Annotated in this window: 18 protein-coding genes and 1 pseudogene; 9 read left to right on the top strand and 10 right to left on the bottom strand. The window is 71.0% G+C overall.

What is annotated here, in order from left to right; genetic code table 11:
- Positions 1–16 precede the first annotated feature (16 nt).
- From ACH5AF_RS19700 to ACH5AF_RS19665, 8 genes are read right to left on the bottom strand one after another with little or no spacing between them, the layout of a single operon-like run.
- Complete coding sequence (locus ACH5AF_RS19700; protein ID WP_398902911.1) at positions 17–2,017, bottom strand: NADH-quinone oxidoreductase subunit L; 2,001 nt, start codon at positions 2,015–2,017, stop codon at positions 17–19.
- Positions 2,014–2,400 carry an NADH-quinone oxidoreductase subunit NuoK gene (gene nuoK / locus ACH5AF_RS19695; RefSeq protein ID WP_398902910.1) on the bottom strand — a complete coding sequence of 129 codons (387 nt, stop codon included), beginning with the start codon at positions 2,398–2,400 and terminating at the stop codon, positions 2,014–2,016. The genes ACH5AF_RS19700 and nuoK overlap by 4 nt, the downstream gene beginning before the upstream one ends.
- Positions 2,400–3,011: an NADH-quinone oxidoreductase subunit J gene (locus ACH5AF_RS19690; protein WP_398902908.1), complete on the bottom strand. Its 612-nt coding sequence runs from the start codon at positions 3,009–3,011 to the stop codon at positions 2,400–2,402. Before ACH5AF_RS19690 ends, nuoK begins: the two co-directional genes overlap by 1 nt.
- Positions 3,008–3,628: a NuoI/complex I 23 kDa subunit family protein gene (locus tag ACH5AF_RS19685; RefSeq protein ID WP_398902907.1), complete on the bottom strand. Its 621-nt coding sequence runs from the start codon at positions 3,626–3,628 to the stop codon at positions 3,008–3,010. Before ACH5AF_RS19685 ends, ACH5AF_RS19690 begins: the two co-directional genes overlap by 4 nt.
- A complete protein-coding gene (locus ACH5AF_RS19680) occupies positions 3,628–4,596 on the bottom strand; it encodes an NADH-quinone oxidoreductase subunit H (RefSeq protein WP_398902906.1) in 969 nt (322 codons plus the stop codon). Before ACH5AF_RS19680 ends, ACH5AF_RS19685 begins: the two co-directional genes overlap by 1 nt.
- A complete protein-coding gene (locus ACH5AF_RS19675; RefSeq protein WP_398902905.1) occupies positions 4,593–5,921 on the bottom strand; it encodes an NADH-quinone oxidoreductase subunit C in 1,329 nt (442 codons plus the stop codon). The genes ACH5AF_RS19680 and ACH5AF_RS19675 overlap by 4 nt, the downstream gene beginning before the upstream one ends.
- On the bottom strand, positions 5,918–6,580 hold the full coding sequence (locus ACH5AF_RS19670) for an NADH-quinone oxidoreductase subunit B (RefSeq protein ID WP_398902904.1): 663 nt from the start codon (positions 6,578–6,580) through the stop codon (positions 5,918–5,920). Before ACH5AF_RS19670 ends, ACH5AF_RS19675 begins: the two co-directional genes overlap by 4 nt.
- Entirely contained in the window at positions 6,571–6,969 is a 399-nt protein-coding gene (locus ACH5AF_RS19665) for an NADH-quinone oxidoreductase subunit A (protein WP_398902903.1), read from the bottom strand. Before ACH5AF_RS19665 ends, ACH5AF_RS19670 begins: the two co-directional genes overlap by 10 nt.
- 249 nt (positions 6,970–7,218) lie before the next feature.
- Between ACH5AF_RS19665 and ACH5AF_RS19660 the strand changes: the two genes are divergently transcribed.
- The 7 genes and pseudogenes from ACH5AF_RS19660 to rarD all read left to right on the top strand — a co-directional run bounded on the left by ACH5AF_RS19660 (position 7,219) and on the right by rarD (position 16,277).
- Entirely contained in the window at positions 7,219–8,400 is a 1,182-nt protein-coding gene (locus tag ACH5AF_RS19660) for a sensor histidine kinase (protein WP_398902902.1), read from the top strand.
- A 321-nt stretch (positions 8,401–8,721) separates the two neighbouring features.
- A complete protein-coding gene (locus ACH5AF_RS19655; RefSeq protein WP_398903035.1) occupies positions 8,722–10,044 on the top strand; it encodes a sensor histidine kinase in 1,323 nt (440 codons plus the stop codon).
- A gap of 381 nt (positions 10,045–10,425) precedes the next feature.
- Positions 10,426–11,085: a LuxR C-terminal-related transcriptional regulator gene (locus ACH5AF_RS19650; RefSeq protein WP_398903034.1), complete on the top strand. Its 660-nt coding sequence runs from the start codon at positions 10,426–10,428 to the stop codon at positions 11,083–11,085.
- Positions 11,086–11,353: 268 nt separating this feature from the next.
- Positions 11,354–13,300, top strand: coding sequence for a 2-oxoacid:acceptor oxidoreductase subunit alpha (locus tag ACH5AF_RS19645; RefSeq protein ID WP_398902901.1), 1,947 nt, complete (start codon positions 11,354–11,356; stop codon positions 13,298–13,300).
- On the top strand, positions 13,293–14,342 hold the full coding sequence (locus ACH5AF_RS19640; protein WP_398902900.1) for a 2-oxoacid:ferredoxin oxidoreductase subunit beta: 1,050 nt from the start codon (positions 13,293–13,295) through the stop codon (positions 14,340–14,342). Before ACH5AF_RS19645 ends, ACH5AF_RS19640 begins: the two co-directional genes overlap by 8 nt.
- Before the next feature lie 132 nt (positions 14,343–14,474).
- Positions 14,475–14,934, top strand: a pseudogene (locus ACH5AF_RS19635) (KR domain-containing protein); the annotation flags it as partial.
- Between the two features lie 149 nt (positions 14,935–15,083).
- Positions 15,084–16,277 carry an EamA family transporter RarD gene (gene rarD, locus ACH5AF_RS19630; protein WP_398902899.1) on the top strand — a complete coding sequence of 398 codons (1,194 nt, stop codon included), beginning with the start codon at positions 15,084–15,086 and terminating at the stop codon, positions 16,275–16,277.
- A 313-nt stretch (positions 16,278–16,590) separates the two neighbouring features.
- Here rarD and ACH5AF_RS19625 read toward each other — a convergent pair whose 3' ends face one another.
- Together ACH5AF_RS19625 and ACH5AF_RS19620 are read right to left on the bottom strand one after the other, a co-directional pair.
- Positions 16,591–16,998 (bottom strand): SRPBCC domain-containing protein, encoded by a 408-nt coding sequence (locus tag ACH5AF_RS19625; protein WP_398902898.1) that lies wholly within the window; start codon positions 16,996–16,998, stop codon positions 16,591–16,593.
- Positions 16,995–17,636 carry a CGNR zinc finger domain-containing protein gene (locus ACH5AF_RS19620; RefSeq protein ID WP_398902897.1) on the bottom strand — a complete coding sequence of 214 codons (642 nt, stop codon included), beginning with the start codon at positions 17,634–17,636 and terminating at the stop codon, positions 16,995–16,997. Before ACH5AF_RS19620 ends, ACH5AF_RS19625 begins: the two co-directional genes overlap by 4 nt.
- Here ACH5AF_RS19620 and ACH5AF_RS19615 point away from each other — a divergent pair.
- A complete protein-coding gene (locus ACH5AF_RS19615; RefSeq protein ID WP_398902896.1) occupies positions 17,635–18,084 on the top strand; it encodes a VOC family protein in 450 nt (149 codons plus the stop codon). The genes ACH5AF_RS19620 and ACH5AF_RS19615 overlap by 2 nt on opposite strands.
- 235 nt (positions 18,085–18,319) lie before the next feature.
- Positions 18,320–19,636 (top strand): M28 family peptidase, encoded by a 1,317-nt coding sequence (locus ACH5AF_RS19610; RefSeq protein WP_398902895.1) that lies wholly within the window; start codon positions 18,320–18,322, stop codon positions 19,634–19,636.
- Positions 19,637–19,683 lie beyond the last annotated feature (47 nt).

The raw sequence follows: 19,683 nt of genomic DNA, 5'->3' as shown, positions 1-19,683 counted from the left end.
TGATATCGATCACTGCTCACGACCCCGCGTTGACGTTGGACATGATGACGGCGGCGACGGCCAGGACGACGGAGCCCGCGAGGAGCGCGCCGAGGTAGGTCTGCACGTTGCCGGTCTGCGCGCGGCGCACGGCGGTGCCGAGCAGGCGTGTGCCGGTACCGGATCCGCTGACGTAGGTGTCGACGACCTCACGGTCCAGGAAGCGGACGAGCTGCGCGGCGGCGCGTACCGGCCGGACGAAGAGGGCGGAGTAGACGGCGTCGACGTGGAACCCCGCGGCGGCATGCCGGTGGAGCGGGCCGAGGAGCAGCCGGGCGGGGTCCGACGGGTCGGGGGCGGCGGCGATGGATCCGTAGGCGGGGGTGTGGGCCGCGATCGCCTCGGCCTCGGACACGGCCGGTTCGGCGTCGGGGTGTGCGGCGACGGCACCGAGGGGAGGACGGACGGCGACCCCAGTGGTGTGCCGCCAGGTGCCGTAGGTGACCAGGCCGCCGACGAGGGCGACGCCGGTGCCGAGGACGGCGGTGGTGACGGTGGGGGTGAGGGCTTGGCCGTCGAACCATCCGGGCAGCCGGTCGAAGGTCAGGCCGAAGGCGAGTGACGGGACGGTGAGGACCCAGAGCACGGTGGTCATGGCGACAGGCTCCCTCCCGTGGTCGGGTGCCTCACCGCCCCGGCCGCGGAAGGCGAGCAGCCACAGCCGCATCGCGTACGCGGCGGTGAGGACCGCGGTCAGCAGCCCGGCGACCAGCACGGTCCAGCCGGCGCCGGTGGGTGCGACGGCGGAGTCGCCGAGCGCCGTGTGTTCGGCGGCTACCAGGACGGCTTCCTTGGAGAAGAAGCCGGCGAAGGGAGGGATCGCGGCGAGCGCGAGCAGCGCGACGGTCATCGTCCAGTAGGCGTCGGGAACGCGCTTGGCGAGGCCACTCATACGGGACATGGCGGCCAGCGAGTTGGTGCCGGCGGCATGGATGATCACGCCGGCGGCGAGGAAGAGCAGCGCCTTGAAAGCACCGTGGGACAGGAGGTGGAAGACGGCGGCACCGCGATCGCCGACGGCCAGCGCACCCGACATGTAGCCGAGTTGGCCGATGGTCGAGTAGGCGAGGACCCGCTTGATGTCGTCCTGGGCGAGCGCGGCCAGCGCCGAGCCGACCATCGTGATCGCCGCCATGACGGCGAGGACGGTCATGGCCGCGGCGGACGCGGCGAAGACAGGAAGGAGCCGGGCCACGAAGTAGACACCGGCCGCGACCATCGTCGCGGCGTGGATCAGCGCGGAGACGGGTGTGGGGCCCGCCATCGCGTCGGGGAGCCAGGTGTGCAGCGGGAACTGCGCCGACTTGCCCGCCACGCCCGCGAGCAGCAGGAGGGCCACCAGAGTGGGGTGGTCGATGGCGTCGGCGGCGACGGCCCCGAGGATGCCGCTGATGCGGAAGGTGCCGGCGTCGGCGGCGAGGGCGAACAGACCGATCAGAAAGGGGACATCACCGAGCTTGGTGACCAGGAAGGCCTTGAGGGAGGCGGCCCGCGCCTCGGGCGTCTCCCAGTAGTGGCCGACGAGGAAGTACGAGCAGATGCCCATGATCTCCCAGCCCACCAGGAGCACCATCAGGTCGCCGGAGTAGACGACCAGCAGCATCGCGGAGGTGAACAGGGAGACGAGCGCCGCGTACGAGGGGTAGCGGGAGTCGTCCCGGAGATAGGCGGTCGAGTAGATCTGCACACAGGACGCGACGACGCCGACCAGGACGGCCACGAGGGCGGCGAAGCCGTCGATGTGCAGGGCCAGGTCGATCGGGACCGAACCGGTGGGCGTGAGCTCCGTCGACGCGGTGATGGTCCGCCCGCCGTCCTGGCGTGCCGCGACGACGACGGCGAGAGCGGCTGCGGCGAGCGTGGGCAGGACGGCCAGCGGCCGTACGAAGCCGGGGAGTGTGCGGCCGAGCAGGAGGCCGGCTACTGCGCCGAGGAACGGAAGAAGGGGGACGAGAACGGCGAGGGTCGTGGTGGTCACGCGGTGGCCTCGGCCTTCTCCTCGCGGTCTGCGGGTGAGTCGCTGTCGTCGGGTCCGTCGCTGTCGTCGGGTCCGGTCGGCTCGGCCGTGTCACGCAGGCGGTCGACGTCGGAGCTGCCGCGATTGCGGTAGACCATGAGCACGATCGCCAGGCCGATCCCGATCTCGGCGGCGGCGATGGCGATGATGAACAGGGTGAACGCCTGGCCGGCGTGAAGGGTGTCGCGCAGCCATACGTCGAAGGCGACCAGGTTGAGGTTGACCGCGTTGAGCATCAGCTCGACGGACATCAGGACGAGGATCGCGTTGCGGCGTGCGAGGACGCCGTACAGCCCGGCGCAGAACAGGAGGGCGGCGAGCACGGCGGGATAGGCGAGGTGCATCAGCTCTTCTCCTCTCGGGCCGTACGGTCGGCCGCGCCGTTCACGGCGGGTGTGGCGGGTGCTTGGGGCTTTTCCGGGTCCTTGCGGGAGAGGACGATCGCGCCGACGAGCGCGGCGAGCAGCAGTACGGACAGCGCCTCGAAGGGCAGCACCCAGTGCCGGAAGAGGATCTCGCCGGACACCTTCGTGGATCCCTGGACCGGTCCGTCGAGGTCGATCCAGGTGGCGCGGAACGCGTCCACGACGACCCACACCAGAGCGGCCGCGGCGGCGAGGGCCACCGGGAGGGCGACCCACCGGTTGCCCGAATCGGCGTCCGGGGAGCGACCGATGGGGGCCTTGGTGAGCATCAGTCCGAAGAGAAGGAGGACGACCACGGAGCCGACGTAGATCAGGACCTGCACCCATGCGATGAACTCGGCGGTGAGCAGGAGGTATTCAACGGCGAGCCCGCCGAGTGTCACGACCAGCCACAGGGCGGCGTGCACCAGTTGCCTGGTCGTGACGGTGATGAGGGCAGCACCCAGCGTGGCGAGGCCGACGAGAAGAAAGGCGATCTCGACACCGGTCGGCGAGAGGAAGCCCTGGGGCGCGGCTGCGGCGAGCGTCATGAGGAACCTCCCTGCCCGGACCCGGCACCGGGCTCGGTACCCGGCTCGGCGTCGGCCTGGGCGTCGGCCTGAGCCTGGGCCGCCGCGACCTCCTCGGCGGCCGCGAGCTTCTCGGCGGCCTTGCGGGCCGTCGCGACCTCCTTCGGCTCCTCGGCACCCGGGTCGAGTGCGGGCGGTGCGGGCACCGTCCACATCCACTCGCGCAGCTTGTCGCGCTCATGGGTGAGTTCGTGGATGTCGGTCTCGGCGTACTCGAACTCGGGCGACCAGAACAGCGCGTCGAAAGGACACACCTCGATGCAGATACCGCAGTACATGCAGAGCGAGAAGTCGATGGCGAACCGGTCGAGGACGTTCCGGCTGCGTTCCCGGCCTCCCGGGGCGGCGGCCGGGACGGTCTCCTTGTGGGAGTCGATGTAGATGCACCAGTCGGGGCACTCACGGGCGCAGAGCATGCAGACCGTGCAGTTCTCCTCGAACAGGCCGATCACGCCGCGGCTGCGCGGCGGGAGTTCGGGCAGGACGTCCGGGTACTGCGCGGTGACGTGCTTCTTCGTCATCGTCCGCAGGGTGACGGCAAGGCCCTTGGCGAGGCCGCTGCCGGGGATGGGGCTCATTACTGGATCACCACCTTGACGATGCCGGTGAGGGCGATCTGGGCGAGGGCGAGGGGGATGAGGGCCGTCCAGGCGAGCTTCTGCAACTGGTCCTCACGCAGCCGTGGATAGCTCACGCGCAGCCAGATGACGAGGAAGGCGAGCGCCGCGGTCTTCAGGAGGGTCCACACCCAGCCGAGCCCTTCCGCCCCGAACGGACCGTGCCAGCCGCCGAGGAAGAGGACGGTGGTCAGACCGCACAGGATGACGATGCCCGCGTATTCGGCGAGCAGGAACAACGCGAAACGGAGGCCGGTGTACTCGGTGTACGCACCGAAGATGATCTCGGAATCGGCGACCGGCATGTCGAAGGGAGGACGCTGGAGTTCGGCGAGGCCGGCGACGAAGAAGACGATGGCGCCCACGATCTGCCAAGGCAGCCACCACCACTCGAAGGCGTTCAGAATGCCGGGCAGCGAGACCGTGCCGGCCGCCATGGCGACGGAGGCGGCGGTGAGCAGCATCGGCAGTTCGTACGCGAGCAGCTGAGCGGCGGTACGCAGGCCGCCGAGAAGGGAGTACTTGTTGGCCGAAGCCCAGCCCGCCATGAGCGAGCCGAGCACGCCGACGCCCATGACGGCGAGTACGAAGAAGATGCCGGCGTCGACCACCTGGCCGACCGCGCCCTCACTCGGACCGATGGGGATCGCGACCAGTACGAGGAGGTAGGGCAGCAGGGCGACAGCGGGGGCGAGCTGGAAGATACGCCGATCGGCCTCTGCGGGGACCACGTCCTCCTTCTGCGCGAACTTCACGCCGTCGGCGACGAGTTGGGCCCACCCGTGGAAGCCGCCGGCGTACATGGGTCCGAGGCGTCCCTGCATATGGGCCATGACCTTGTGCTCGGTCTGCCCGATGATCAGCGGGAGGACCATGAACACGGCGAAGACGACGATGAGCCGGAGGGCGACGTCGAGAGCGTCGTTCACGCGGGATCGCCTCCGGCAGGTCGGTTCGGCTCGTGGTGGTCGGCGGTGCGGTCGGAGCGGGTGCCGGTTCCGGGCTCGGGACCGGGCTCGCCGCTGGGAGCAGGCTCGGGAGCGGGCTCGCGAGCGGGCTCGGCACTGGGAGCAGGCTCGCGAGCGGGCTCGGCACTGGGAGCAGGCTCGCGAGCGGGCTCGGGATCGGGATCGGGCTCGCGAGCGGGCTCGGGATCGGGCTCAGCACCGGGGCCGGGCTCGCCGCTGGGAGCGGGCTCAGCACCGGGGCCGGGCTCACGTTTGGTCGCGCCGCCGGGGGCTTCCGCAGACGACTGCTCCTCACCAGATGCGGCACCGAGGGCCTCCGGGGACGACTGCTCGTCACCAGGTGCGGCGACGGGGGCCTCCCTCGACTGGTCGGGGCCGGGCGCGGCGCCAGGCGGGCTCGTGGGCGGCTCGTCGTCGCCGAAAGCCGGGCGGGCGTGGTGCCAGGGGGCGTCGGAGCTGCGGGGGCGCGGGGCGGGCGGGGCCTCCGCCGGCTCCTGGGCACCAGCCTCCGGTCGGCGCTGGGTCGCCGAGCCCTCGGAGGCGCTGCGGGAGCGGCGGGCAGGACGGGGCTCGCCTGCAGCCGGGGCCTCCGCACCCGGGGCGGCCTGCGACGCCGAGCCCTCGGAGGCACTGCGGGAGCGGCGGGGTGGGCGGTCACCCGTCGCCGCGGCCGCGCGCGGGGTGCGGGCGGGGCGGGCCGGGGCAGGTGGGAGCTGGCCCTTCAGCGGGCCCCACTCGTTCGGGTCGGGGACGCCGGGCGGCAGCATCTGGCGGCGCTTGGGTCCGCCGTGCTCGGACTCCCCCGGCTCCTTGGCGCCCGGCCATGCCTTGGCCACCCGGGCGGCCAGGACGAAGTCCTTGCGCAGTGGGTGGCCTTCGAAGCCTTCGGGAAGGAGCAGCGGATCGAGTTGCGGATGCCCGGTGAACTCGACGCCGAACATCTCGTGCGTCTCGCGCTCGTGCCAGCTCGCGCCCGCGTAGACCTCGACCGCGGTCGCCAGCGAGGGGGCACTGTGCGGGACGGTGGTGCGCAGGAGCAGCCGGCGGACCGTGCGGCCCTCCAGCGAGACGACGTGCGCGCACACGCGGAAGCCGATGCCCGGTTCGTCGACCGCGCTCAGCCAGTCGAAGTAGGTGCAGCCCAGCTCGTCGCGGGCGGTCTTCAGAGCGGGGATCCACTTGTCGGCGGGGACGTCGACGGTGAGGAGTTCGTAAGAGCGCTCGGCGGTCGCCTCCTCGCCGAAGATCTCGGTGACGGCTTCCGGGAGGGTGTCGTACGGGTTCACCGCTCGCCCCCCGATCCGGACGCGGACGACGTCCCCGTCCGCGTGGTCCCGTCTGTTCCCGCCTCCGGAGTCGCGGTACCGCCCGGCGCCTGGGGCGGGGTGACCAGGCCACTGCGCAGGGCCGCGGTGGACGGGCGGGCACCGCCGTATCCGTAGCGCTCGCCGAGCGACTCGCGCGCGATCTTCTCCTGCAGCTTGAGAATGCCCTGGAGCAATGCTTCCGGACGTGGCGGGCAGCCGGGCACGTAGACGTCGACGGGGATGATCTGGTCGACGCCCTTGGTGACCGAGTACGAGTCCCAGTACGGGCCTCCGCAGTTGGAACAGGCGCCGAAGGAGATGACGTACTTGGGCTCGGGCATCTGCTCGTAGAGACGTTTCACGGCAGGGGCCATCTTGTCGGTCACCGTGCCGGAGACGATCATGAGGTCCGCCTGGCGGGGGCCCGGCGCGAAGGGGATCACGCCGAGCCGAATGAAGTCGTGGCGGGCCATGGAGGCCGCGATGAACTCGATGGCGCAGCAGGCGAGCCCGAAGTTGAAGACCCACAGGCTGTAGCGGCGGCCCCAGTTGAGGACGACCTTCATCGGTTCGGGGGCGAGGCGCGCCAGTGCGCCAAGCCTCCGGGGCTCGGGAAGGTCCACAGGAGTCACGCCCATGTCAGGACGCCCTTCTTGTACGCGTAGAGCAGTCCCACGGCCAGGAAGCCGAGGAAGAGGAACATTTCGACGAGTGTCGTCGCGCCGTAGCCCCCGGCGGCGAAGACGGTCGCCCACGGAAAGAGGAAGATCGAGTCGACGGCGAAGATCACGTACAGGAAGGCGTAGACGTAGTACCGGACCTGGGTGTGGGCCCAGCCCTCGCCGACGGGGTCGACACCGCACTCGTAGGTGAGCAGCTTCTCCGGGGTGGGCACCACGGGCCGCAGCAGCCGCCCGGCGCCGAAGGCCACGGCGACGAACAGCACGCCGATCAGCGCGAGCAGTCCGACGACCGAGTAGCTCTGGAAGTAGTCCGCCGCGATGACGACCACGGTCGTTTCCGGCACGTCCGCCCCTCGCTCCCTGACTTCGTTGACCTCGTCCGACCTCGTCGGCGTCGTGTTCGACGTCGTCGATCCCCTACGCACCGGAGTCTAGGCCCTGCTAAAGGGAGCGTAAGCAGTCGCGTCATGGATCAGGCGGGAGCGGGCGGGGATCAGCTGGGGACAAGGTGGGCAACAGGTGGGGTTATCCCCACCCGATCCCACCCAGGTATCCCATGGCGTGCGGCGGTCGTGCCCGGCAGGCTTGCCCGCATGACCGCGATCAACACCACCCCGGACAACGCAGCACCGCCGCGCGTGCGCTTCGCCTTCGACCGGCGCACCTGGAAGGAGGTCGGGCATCTTCTGGCCAACTTCCCGCTGGCACTGCTCGCCTTCGTCTACGTCGCGGTCACGGTGCTCGTCGGCGTGGGGCTGTCGGTGACGGTGATCGGGCTCCCTCTGCTGGCCCTCGGACTCGCAGGGGCACGCGGTGTCGGCCGGGCGGAGCGGGCGAGGGCCCGCGCGCTGCTCGGCGTGGAGGTCGACGAGCCGAGCCCGCTCGGGCCGCCCAGGGGCGGCGGTCTCGTTTCCTGGGTCTGGTCGCGGCTGAAGGACCCGGTGGCATGGCGGACGGTGCTGTACTCGTTCGTCCGGCTGCCGTGGGGAGTGCTGACGTTCGCCGTCACGCTCGTGGGGCTGATCGTGCTGTGGCCGGTGCTGCCGTTCCTGGTCCGGGCGATGGCGGGCGCGGACCGGGCGATGGTGCGCGGCCTGCTGTCGCCGTCCGACGAACTGGAGCGGCGCATCGCGGAGCTGGAGTCCGACCGCGGGGTCGTCGTCGACAAAGCCGCGGCCGATCTGCGCCGTATCGAGCGGGACCTTCATGACGGCGCGCAGGCCAGGCTGGTCGCGCTCGCCATGGGACTCGGGCTCGCGAAGGAGAAGCTCCTGGAGGACCCCGACGCCGCGGCGGCGATGGTGGACGAGGCGCACGGCGAGGTGAAGCTCGCGCTCCAGGAGCTTCGCGACCTGGCCCGCGGCATCCACCCCGCCGTGCTGACCGACCGCGGCCTGGACGCCGCACTGTCGTCGATCGCATCCCGCTGCACGGCCCCTGTGACCGTCACGGTGGACCTGACGGAACGGCCCGCGGAGGCAATCGAGGGCATCGCCTACTTCACCGTCTCCGAACTGCTCCAGAACATCAGCAAGCACGCGCACGCCACCCACGCCTCGGTCGACGTATGGCGCTCGCAGGACCGGCTGATGCTCCAGGTCGTGGACAACGGCAGAGGCGGGGCGCGGCTGGACGGCGGCACCGGGATGGCGGGTCTGGCGGAACGGCTGGGGGCGGTGGACGGGGTGTTCGCGCTGGACTCGCCGTTGGGCGGCCCGACGACCGTCACCGCCGAGCTGCCCTGGCGCGGACGGGGAGCGCGCGCGCCACGCTGATGCGCCTGGGCGAAAGACGGACAGCAGACGCGAGACGCTGACAGATGACAGGACAGCTGACGGTGAGACGCGCGGGGCGAACGCAGACAGCGGACGCCGACCCCCCGCGGGGCCAAGCCCGCACCGCCCACGCCGAGGCGCACACGGCCAGCCCGCACCGCCCACGCCGAGGCACCCCACCCGGCGCCCGCGGAAGCCACCGCCGACCGCTCGGGGTGGGGAAAACCCCCCTTCGGAACGGCTACCGCCCTCATGGTGCGCGAGACGCCCGGTCAGCAGGCTTGAGCAATGACAGCCCGCATCTCAGAACGGACGACGTCGATGGCCATGGACCACGGATACGGCGCAGTGCCCCGGGCACGCGCCCACCTGCTGCCTCCCGTGCTGCGCGCGCCGCTGGAGGGCAGGACCTGGCGGGAGTTCGGATGGATTGTGCTCAGCCTGCCGATGAGCGTCCTCCTCTTCTCCTTCGCCGTCTCCATGACCGCCGTCAGCGCCGGACTGCTCGTCACCTTCCTCGGTGTGCCGCTGCTCGCCGGGTCGTTCGCGGCGCTGCGCGGGTTCGGCGCGGTGGAGCGGGTGCGGGCCAGGGCTCTGCTGGACGTGGGCGTCGCCGCGCCCGAGCCCGTGTGCGTCAGCAGGAGCGGCGCGGCAGGCTGGATCGGCGGGATGCTCAAGAGCGGGGCTTCCTGGCGGCACCTGCTCTACGCGGTCTTCCACTTCCCCTGGGCGGTGTTCGGCTTCTGCCTCGCGGTGCCGCTGTGGGCGACGGGCTGGGCGCTGCTGCTCTACCCGCTGTGGCAGTGGGTCTTTCCGATGTACGCCGGTATCGACGGCCTGCAGCTCTACGGCGACGGAACGCACAACTTCTACCTCGACTCGGCCTTCGAGATCGCCGTCACCAGCGTCGTCGGCCTGCTGCTCACGCTGGCCACCCCGTGGATCATCCGGGGGCTGGCCGGGGTCGACCGGCTGATGGTGGCCGGGCTGCTCGGCCCCTCCCGGCTGGCCAGCCGCGTCGTCGAGCTGGAGTCGGACCGGGGCGTGGTCGTCGACACGGCCGCGGCCGATCTGCGCCGTATCGAGCGGGACCTTCATGACGGCGCGCAGGCCAGGCTGGTCGCGCTCGCGATGGACCTCGGGCTCGCCAGAGAGAAGCTGGCCGAGGACCCCGACGCCGCGGCGGCGATGGTGGACGAGGCGCACGGCGAGGTGAAGCTCGCGCTCCAGGAGCTTCGCGACCTGGCCCGCGGCATCCACCCCGCCGTGCTGACCGACCGCGGCCTGGACGCCGCACTGTCGTCGATCGCATCCCGCTGCACGGCCCCTGTGACCGTCACGGTGGACCTGACGGAACGGCCCGCGGAGGCAATCGAGGGCATCGCCTACTTCACCGTCTCCGAACTGCTCCAGAACATCAGCAAGCACGCGCACGCCACCCACGCCTCGGTCGACGTATGGCGCTCGAGGGACCGGCTGATGCTCCAGGTCGTGGACAACGGCAGAGGCGGCGCGGACCAGGCGGTGGGCAGCGGTCTCGCGAGGCTCGCGGAACGGCTGGGCGCGGTGGACGGCATCCTTGCCGTCGACTCCCCCGCCGGCGGCCCGACGACCGTCACCGCCGAGCTGCCCTGGCGCGGCTGACCCGACACCCCTCTCCCCCGCCCGGAACCCGACGCACCTCGCTCGAGCCCGCTCCGGAACCCGACGCCGACACCCCCACCGGCGCGGCCCCCGGCCTCCCCTCCCTCAGCCTCCCCTCCCTCAGCCTCCCCTCCCTCAGCTCCCCTCCCCCGCCCTCAACCTTGTCGCCCCCCGCTGCGTCCCTCTGGACGGCGGCCGGGACACGCCCGCCCCGCCCCTGCGCCCACGGCGGCCGACAGCGCCGCGACAGCGGCACCGATGCGGCACCGATGCGGCAAAAGCAGCAGCCTGGGCCCGATTTCGCGACGATCCTGGAATGCTGGGCACCGCAGGGGGCGGAAGGCTCATCGACAGGGGGGACGCAGGGCTGTGGAGGACAGGGTGCGGGTGGTCATCGCCGAGGACTCGGTACTGCTTCGGGAGGGGCTGACCCGGCTGCTGACCGACCGCGGGCACGACGTCGTGGCGGGTGTCGGGGACGCGCAGGCGCTGATCAAGACGGTTGCCGAGCTGGCCGGTCAGGCCGCCCTGCCGGATGTCGTGGTCGCCGACGTACGGATGCCGCCCACGCATACGGACGAGGGTGTCCGCGCCGCGGTGCAGTTGCGCCGCGAATACCCGGAAATCGGGGTACTGGTCCTGTCCCAGTACGTGGAGGAGCAGTACGCGACCGAGCTGCTCGCGGGCAGCAGCCGCGGGGTGGGCTATCTGCTGAAGGACCGGGTAGCCGAAGTGCGAGAGTTCGTGGACGCCGTGGTCCGGGTGGCCCGCGGAGGGACCGCGCTGGACCCGGAGGTCGTGGCGCAGCTGCTCGGCCGGAGCCGCAGGCAGGACGTCCTCGCCGGGCTCACGCCACGGGAACGGGAGGTCTTGGGCCTGATGGCCGAGGGCCGGACGAACTCGGCGATCGCAAAGCAGCTCGTCGTGAGCGACGGCGCGGTGGAGAAGCACGTGAGCAACATCTTCCTCAAGCTCGGCCTCTCCCCAAGTGAGGGGGACCACCGGCGCGTGCTGGCCGTGCTGACGTACCTGAATTCGTGAATCTCGGCGGCCGCCGGGCGGAATTTCCCGCCGCCGCCGACGACGGCGGCGACACCGGGCGCAGGATCGGACAATGACGAGGGGGCGAGGTACGGAAGGGGATCCTGGGGCGGGTGAAGCATGACAAACCAGGGCGACACGACGTCTCATGGGGGCGTCCGACATATGAGCGGTCCAGGGAAGGGCACCCTTACCGTCGTAGGGTTGCCAATGGGACGGTCGGTCGACCGGCCGCCCCGAGGAACCGCCTCGAGGGAGGTCCAGTTCAGTGACCAGCCAGGTCAGTAGCCCGGCCGGACAGGCCGACGAGGTCAACGGGGGCCATGAGGCCGTCGTCGGTGAGCCACGCAGGCCTGCGGGCGACAAGGAAATCCGCCGACTGGACCGGGTGATCATCCGTTTCGCGGGTGACTCCGGTGACGGCATGCAGCTGACGGGTGACAGGTTCACCTCGGAGACGGCGTCGTTCGGCAACGACCTGTCCACGCTGCCGAACTTCCCCGCGGAGATCCGGGCCCCCGCCGGGACCCTTCCGGGTGTCTCCAGCTTCCAGCTGCACTTCGCGGACCACGACATTCTCACTCCGGGCGACGCGCCGAACGTGCTGGTCGCCATGAACCCGGCGGCACTCAAGGCCAACATCGGCGACGTGCCCCACGGCGGCGAGATCATCGTCAACACCGACGAGTTCGCCAAGCGCGCGATGGCCAAGGTCGGCTACGAGACGTCTCCGCTGGAGGACGGCTCGCTGAACGCGTACCACGTCCACCCGGTGCCGCTGACGACGCTGACGATCGAGGCGCTCAAGGACTTCGGCCTGTCCCGCAAGGAGGCCGAGCGCAGCAAGAACATGTTCGCGCTGGGGCTGCTCAGCTGGATGTACCACCGGCCCACCGAGGGCACGGAGTCCTTCCTGCGGACGAAGTTCGCGAAGAAGCCGACCATCGCGGAGGCGAACATCACCGCCTTCCGCGCCGGCTGGAACTTCGGCGAGACGACCGAGGACTTCGCGGTCTCCTACGAGGTCGCCCCCGCCACCAGCGCATTCCCCACGGGCACGTACCGCAACATCTCCGGCAACCTCGCCCTGTCCTACGGCCTGATCGCCGCGAGCAAGCAGGCCGATCTGCCGCTGTACCTGGGGTCGTACCCGATCACCCCGGCGTCGGACATCCTGCACGAGCTGTCCAAGCACAAGAACTTCGGCGTGCGCACCTTCCAGGCCGAGGACGAGATCGCCGGCATCGGCGCGGCGCTGGGCGCGGCGTTCGGCGGTGCGCTGGCGGTGACCACCACCTCCGGTCCCGGTGTGGCGCTGAAGTCGGAGACGATCGGGCTCGCGGTGTCGCTGGAGCTGCCGCTGCTGGTGGTGGACATCCAGCGCGGCGGCCCCTCGACCGGTCTGCCGACCAAGACCGAGCAGGCGGACCTGCTGCAGGCCATGTACGGGCGCAACGGCGAGGCTCCCGTGCCGATCGTCGCCCCGCGCACCCCGGCCGACTGCTTCGACGCGGCCCTCGACGCAGCCCGTATCGCCCTGACCTACCGGACGCCGGTGTTCCTGCTGTCCGACGGGTACCTCGCCAACGGCTCCGAGCCGTGGCGCATCCCGGAGACCGATGAGCTGCCGGACCTGCGCGTCCAGTTCGCCACCGGTCCGAACCACACGCTGGCGGACGGCACCGAGGCTTTCTGGCCCTACAAGCGCGATCCGCGCACGCTCGCCCGCCCGTGGGCGGTGCCCGGCACGCCCGGCCTGGAGCACCGCATCGGCGGCATCGAGAAGCAGGACGGCACCGGCAACATCTCCTACGACCCGGCCAACCACGACTTCATGGTCCGCACCCGCCAGGCCAAGATCGACGGCATCGAGGTCCCCGACATCGACGTCGACGACCCGGACGGCGCACACACCCTGGTGCTGGGCTGGGGCTCGACGTACGGGCCGATCACCGCCGCCGTGCGCCGTCTGCGCGCCGCGGGACTGCCCGTCGCGCAGGCCCATCTGCGCCACCTGAACCCCTTCCCGGGGAATCTCGGGGAGGCCCTTCAGCGTTACCGCAAGGTAGTGGTACCGGAGATGAACCTCGGCCAGCTCGCCACCCTGATCCGGGCGAAGTACCTGGTCGACGCGCACAGCTACACCCAGGTGAACGGCATGCCGTTCAAGGCGGAGCAGCTCGCAGAAGCTCTCAAGGAGGCCATCAATGACTGAGGCGCTGTCGCTGGTGCCCAAGGCCGAGGCCAAGCAGTCCATGAAGGACTTCAAGTCCGATCAGGAAGTGCGCTGGTGCCCCGGTTGCGGTGACTACGCGATCCTCGCCGCCGTGCAGGGCTTCATGCCCGAGCTCGGCCTCGCGAAGGAGAACATCGTCTTCGTCTCCGGCATCGGCTGCTCCTCGCGCTTCCCGTACTACATGAACACCTACGGGATGCACTCCATCCACGGCCGCGCCCCCGCCATCGCCACCGGGCTGGCCTCCTCCCGCCGCGACCTGTCCGTCTGGGTCGTCACCGGGGACGGCGACGCGCTGTCCATCGGCGGCAACCACCTGATCCACGTCCTGCGCCGCAACGTGAACCTCAAGATCCTGCTGTTCAACAACCGGATCTACGGTCTCACCAAGGGCCAGTACAGCCCAACCTCCGAGCTCGGCAAGATCACCAAGTCCACGCCGATGGGCTCGCTCGACGCGCCCTTCAACCCGGTCTCCCTGGCCCTCGGTGCCGAGGCGTCGTTCGTCGCCCGCACCATCGACTCCGACCGCAGGCACCTCACCGAGATCCTGCGGCAGGCCGCCGACCACCAGGGCACCGCGCTCATCGAGATCTACCAGAACTGCAACATCTTCAACGACGGCGCCTTCGAGATCCTCAAGGACAAGGAGCAGGCGGAGGACGCGGTGATCCGGCTGGAGCACGGCAAGCCGATCCGGTTCGGCCCCGAGCTGTCCAAGGGCGTGGTCCGCGACGAGCAGACCGGTGATCTCGAGGTGGTGCGGGTGACCGCGGAGAACGAGTCCAGGATCCTCGTGCACGACGCCCACAGTCCGAGCCCCACGACGGCGTTCGCGCTCTCCCGTCTCGCCGACGCCGACACGCTGCACCACACCCCCATCGGTGTCCTGCGCAGCGTCGAACGGCCGGTGTACGACACGCTCATGTCGGACCAGCTCGAAACGGCGGTCGAGAGAGACGGCAAGGGTGACCTCGCGGCGCTCCTCGCCGGCAACGACACCTGGACCGTCGTCGGCTGACACCCCGCGTCCGTACGAAGGGGTCGGGAGCAGCGCTCCCGGCCCCTTCGTCTGCGCAGGTCAGCGTCACGCCGAGGCCGCGGCGCGCGCCTTCGCGTCGTCGTACGCCGCTCGGGCCGCCTGCACCTCGGCGACCCGCTGCTGCCGTACACATTCCTGCGCAACGGCTGGCACACCGAGAACTACACCGCCGGCCTGGCCACCGTCCTGGAGCACGGCACCGTCGTCGGGAGCGCCGGCGAAGGCCGGATCGCCTCGGCCGCGCGCGCCGACTACGCGGCCGCGGCCGCAGCGGTGCTGACGGGCGACGCCCACCTGGGCGCGGCGTACGAGCTGAGCGGCGACACCGCGTGGTCGCCGGCCGAGTACGCCGCCGAGCTGTCACGCCAGACCGGCCGGACCATGTCGTACACCGAGGTCCCGGCCGAGACACACCTCGGCATCCTCACCGGCGCGGGCGTGCCCGAGCCGTTCGCCCGCATCCTCGTCGACGTCGACCGCGCCATCGGGCGCGGGCTGCTGGGACGCACCACCGGCGACCTGGCGCGGCTGGCCGGGCGGCCCCACCACACCGCTCGCCAAGACGGTCGCGGGCGGCGCTGGCCAACGCCTGACCTCACCCCTGGGACCTCACCCCTGGACGGACACGATCCGTCATGACCGTATGGCGATACGGGCATGACATCCCGCCCTCGCGCGCGTACCTTCTTCAGGGAACGCGTGCACAGGGCAGGAGGGGCAGTGACGTCGGAGAACGACCAGCGGACAGGGCTGCTGTACGGGATCGGTGCCTACGGAATGTGGGGCCTGGTCCCCCTTTTCTGGCCGCTGCTCAAGCCCTCCGGAGCACTGGAGATCCTCGCCCACCGGATGGTGTGGTCGCTGGCCGTCGTGGCAGTCGCGCTGCTGGCCCTGAAGCAGTGGGGCTGGGTCCGCGAACTGGTCAGGCAGCCCGGCAAGCTGGCGCTGATCTCCCTCGCGGCGGCGGTGATCACCGTCAACTGGGGCCTCTACATCTGGGCCGTGAACGCCGGCCAAGTCGTCGAGGCCTCGCTCGGCTACTTCATCAACCCCCTGGTCACCATCGCCATGGGCGTCGTACTGCTGAAGGAACGGCTGCGGCCGGCGCAGTGGGCCGCCGTCGGGATCGGCTTCGCCGCGGTGCTGGTGCTGGCGGTCGGCTACGGCAGGCCGCCGTGGATCTCGCTGACGCTGGCGTTCACCTTCGCCACGTACGGGCTGGTGAAGAAGAAGGTGAACATCGGCGGCCTGGAGTCGCTGGCGGCCGAGACGGCGATCCAGTTCCTGCCGGCGCTCGGCTTCCTGCTGTGGCTGGGGGCGAACGGCACCTTGACCTTCGGCTTCCACGGCGGGGGCCATGCGGCGCTGCTCGCCGCGACGGGCGTGGTGACGGCCGCGCCGCTGGTCTGCTTCGGGGCCGCGGCCATCCGGGTGCCGCTGTCGACGCTGGGGCTGCTGCAGTATCTGGCGCCGATGTTCCAGTTCCTGCTCGGCATCCTGTACTTCCACGAGGCGATGCCCGCCGAGCGGTGGGCCGGGTTCGCGCTGGTGTGGCTCGCCCTGACGTGCCTGACGTGGGACGCGCTGAGGACCGCCCACCGGACGAAGGCGCGTGCCCTGCGCCTCGCGGCCGAGGTCGCGCAGTCCGCCCGGCGGTCACCCGCGGCCGACGGCGGTCCCGCCAGGACAACCGGTCCGGCCACGACTGCCGGCCCCGATGCCTCGACTGCCGGCCCCGCCACGACCACCGGCCCCGTCCCCTCGACTGCCGGCCCCGCCACGACCACCGGCCCCGTCCCCTCGACTGCCGGCCCCGCCACGACCACCGGCCCGGTCGAGGCACCCGCCCCCGCGGGCACCGCGACCGCCGCGGTCGCGCCCTGCCCCGAGCCGCGGCCCGAGCGGACCACCTGAGCCGATCCCGGCCGGGCCATGGCAACAGGACACGCCCAGCAGAACGCAATCAGCACTCGAACGGCTCAGCTCCGCTTCTGGGCGCGGGCCGCCCCCGGTGAACCGGTGCTACCGGAACCATTCGCAGTCCTCCGCCCTTCAGGGCGGAGGTGAGGCGATTCCCTGGCCCGCTCTGGCCTTGGCCCTAAGCACGGGTCCGCGCTGTTGGCCCTCGGCAAACCAAGGCTGATTCTGTTGCTCGATGTACTGCTTCACGATCGACAGCGGTGCCCCGCCGACCGACTCGACGACGCAGGACCCCGGCCACAGCTTGTTATGCCCGGCCTTCATCCACCCCCAGCGCCGCCATCACCTCGGTGGCCACCGCCTGCCAGTGCGCCCTGCGGCGCTCGCGCTCCTCCGCGCCGGCCAGGCGCTCCTGGTGGAAGCGGAGCACCGCCCCGTTCCCCGACCGGGCGGCGGAGACCGCGACCTGCACGGTGCTCGTGCCGTAGGTCACGCGGATGCGGTCGCCGGGACGGTAGGAGCGGACCTCGCCCGTGATGCCGTCGGTCGTCTCGTACGCCGCTCCCTTCCGCGTGGGCAGCCGGACGCCGTCGCCCAGCCACAGCGCCACCCCCTCGGCGCTCGCGATGAAGTCCCATACGGCGGCGGGCGCCAGGGGCAGCGTCCTGGAGACGCCGATCTCCCAGCCCGCGTCCTTGGTCAGCCCGGTGGTCATGATCCGTCTCCCTTCGCGTGACGGGAGCGGTGCGCCCTGACCTTGTTGCGGTTGCCGCAGTGCTCCATCGCGCACCAGCGGCGGCGGCCCGGGCGCGAGGTGTCGACGAAGAGCAGATAGCAGTCGGGCGTCGCACACTCGCGGACCCGGTGCGCGTACGGCCCGGTGAACAGCTCCACGGCGTCGCGCGCGACGGTCGACAGCAGTTGGGACACAGGGGCCGGGCCCGGTGCCCACTGCCGTGATCCGTCGGCGGCGATACCGAAGGCCAGGGACGGCTCGGCGGCGGCCGCGTTGACCGTCGCCACATCGGCCGGGTCGGGTTCCCGGGAGTGCGCCCGGGCGCAGGCCATCCGCCACAGCGCGTCCCTCAGCCGCCTGATCTCGGCGATCGCGGCGTCGTCGACGTCCAGGCGAAGACCCCCGGTCAGGCGGCTGGCCGCCACCCAGTGCAGCAGGCCGCCCGGCTCGTCGAGCACCTCGTAGCGCGCGAACTCCCCCGGTCCCCCGGTGGTCAGCAGCTCCAGGCACAGCGCTCCCGCGTCGAAGCGGTAGGGGCGTCCCTCCGCTGTCCGCAGGAGCAGTCCCGGCGTTTCCGTTGCAGCGTCACCCACGTAACCACTATAACCGGTTGCCATGACACTGCACTGGAAACTCGTGATCGACGCCGCGGACCCGCACGCGCAGGCGGACTTCTGGGCCGACGCCCTCGGCTATCTCGTCGAGGACAACAGCCGGCTGATCGAGCAGGTCCTCGCGCACGGGGGCGCGCCGGTCGAGGCCACCGTGGAACGGCGCGGCCGACGAGCATGGCGCGATCTGGCCGCCGTCCGCCATCCGGACGACCCCTGCGACGAGAACAGCGGCGCCGGACTGGGGCGGCGCATCCTCTTCCAGCGCGTCCCGGAGGCGAAGACCGGGAAGAACAGGGTCCACATCGACGTGCACGCCGCGCCCGGCACGAGGGACGCGGAGACGGAGCGGCTGCGGCGGCTGGGGGCGACCGTCGTACGGGAGGTGAGGGAGCAGGGTGGGGAGTGGGTGGTGATGGCCGACCCGGAAGGCAATGAATTCTGCGTCCAGTGAGGGGAGTCGGAGGGGCCGGGAAGGCGATTGACGGGCGCTTGAGGGGCATTCAACCGTTCGCCATGCGAACATACGTGTCGGATTCCCGCCCTTGACGGTATGTCAGCCCCTCGCTGACCATTCAGCACGCACAGCACACGCGCAGCGCACATCCAGCTCCAGCGCCCCGGACCCCGCCGGTCCGGGGCGTCACGCACGTTCCGTCCCATCCCCGTACGGAATCCGGAGCCCCCACATGAACCTCTCCGTTCCCAGACGCACGCTCGCGGCCACCGCGTTCGCCCTCGCCGGGCTGCTCGCCGCCGGCGCGCCGGCGGCGACCGCCGCACCGAGCGGACCCGCAGCCGCCCAGGCCGCGCCGGACATACCGCTCGCCAACGTCAAGGCGCATCTCACCGAACTCCAGTCCATCGCCACCGCCAACGGCGGCAACCGGGCACACGGCAGGCCCGGTTACAAGGCCTCCGTCGACTTCGTGAAGGCGAAGCTGGACGCGGCCGGATTCACCACGTCCATCCAGCAGTTCACGTACAACGGCACGACGGGCTACAACCTGATCGCCGACTGGCCCGGCGGCGACGCCAACAAGACGGTCATGGCCGGCGCCCACCTCGACTCGGTCAGCTCGGGCGCGGGCATCAACGACAACGGCTCCGGCTCGGCCGCCGTGCTGGAGACCGCGCTCGCCGTCTCCCGCGCACAGCTCCAGCCCGCGAAACACCTGCGCTTCGGCTGGTGGGGTGCGGAGGAGCTGGGCCTTGTCGGCTCACGGCACTACGTGAACAACCTGCCCGCGACGGAGCGTTCGAAGATCTCCGGCTACCTGAACTTCGACATGATCGGCTCACCGAACCCCGGCTACTTCGTCTACGACGACGACCCGGTGATCGAGCAGACCTTCAAGGACTACTTCACCGGGCTCGGCGTCCCGACGGAGATCGAGACCGAAGGCGACGGCCGCTCCGACCACGCGTCGTTCAAGAACGCGGGCATACCGGTCGGCGGCCTGTTCACCGGCGCGAGCAGGACGAAGACGAGCGCCCAGGCGCAGAAGTGGGGCGGCACCGCCGGCCAGGCCTTCGACCGCTGCTACCACTCCTCCTGCGACACGACGTCGAACATCAACGACACCGCACTGGACCGCAACAGCGACGCCGTCGCCCACGCGATCTGGGCCCTGTCGGCCGGCACGACCGTCCCGCCCGGTGACTTCTACGAGAGCACAGCCGACGTGGCCGTCCCGGACGCGGGAGCCGCCGTCACCTCGACCGTGACCGTCTCGGGCCGCTCGGGCAACGCCCCGGCCGGGCTCAAGGTCGGCGTGGACATCAAGCACACCTGGCGAGGCGACCTGGTGATCGACCTCGTCGCGCCGGACGGGACCGCGTACCGGCTGAAGAACTCCAGCAGCAGCGACTCGGCCGACGACGTCATCACGACCTACACGGTGGACGCCTCCTCCGAGGCGGCCAACGGCGCCTGGAAGCTGCGGGTGCAGGACGTGGCCCGGTACGACACGGGCTACATCGACAGCTGGAGGCTCACCTTCTGACGGCACTGGGCCGAGGCACACGACCCCGAGGCGGTCCGGAGAAGCGA

Origin of the sequence: Streptomyces sp. NPDC018833 (genome assembly GCF_044390825.1) — a bacterium.
In the GTDB taxonomy this organism is placed as follows: Bacteria; Actinomycetota; Actinomycetes; order Streptomycetales; family Streptomycetaceae; genus Streptomyces.
Note: the sequence above shows the minus strand (reverse complement) of the source record. Positions and strands in the feature narration are given on the sequence as shown.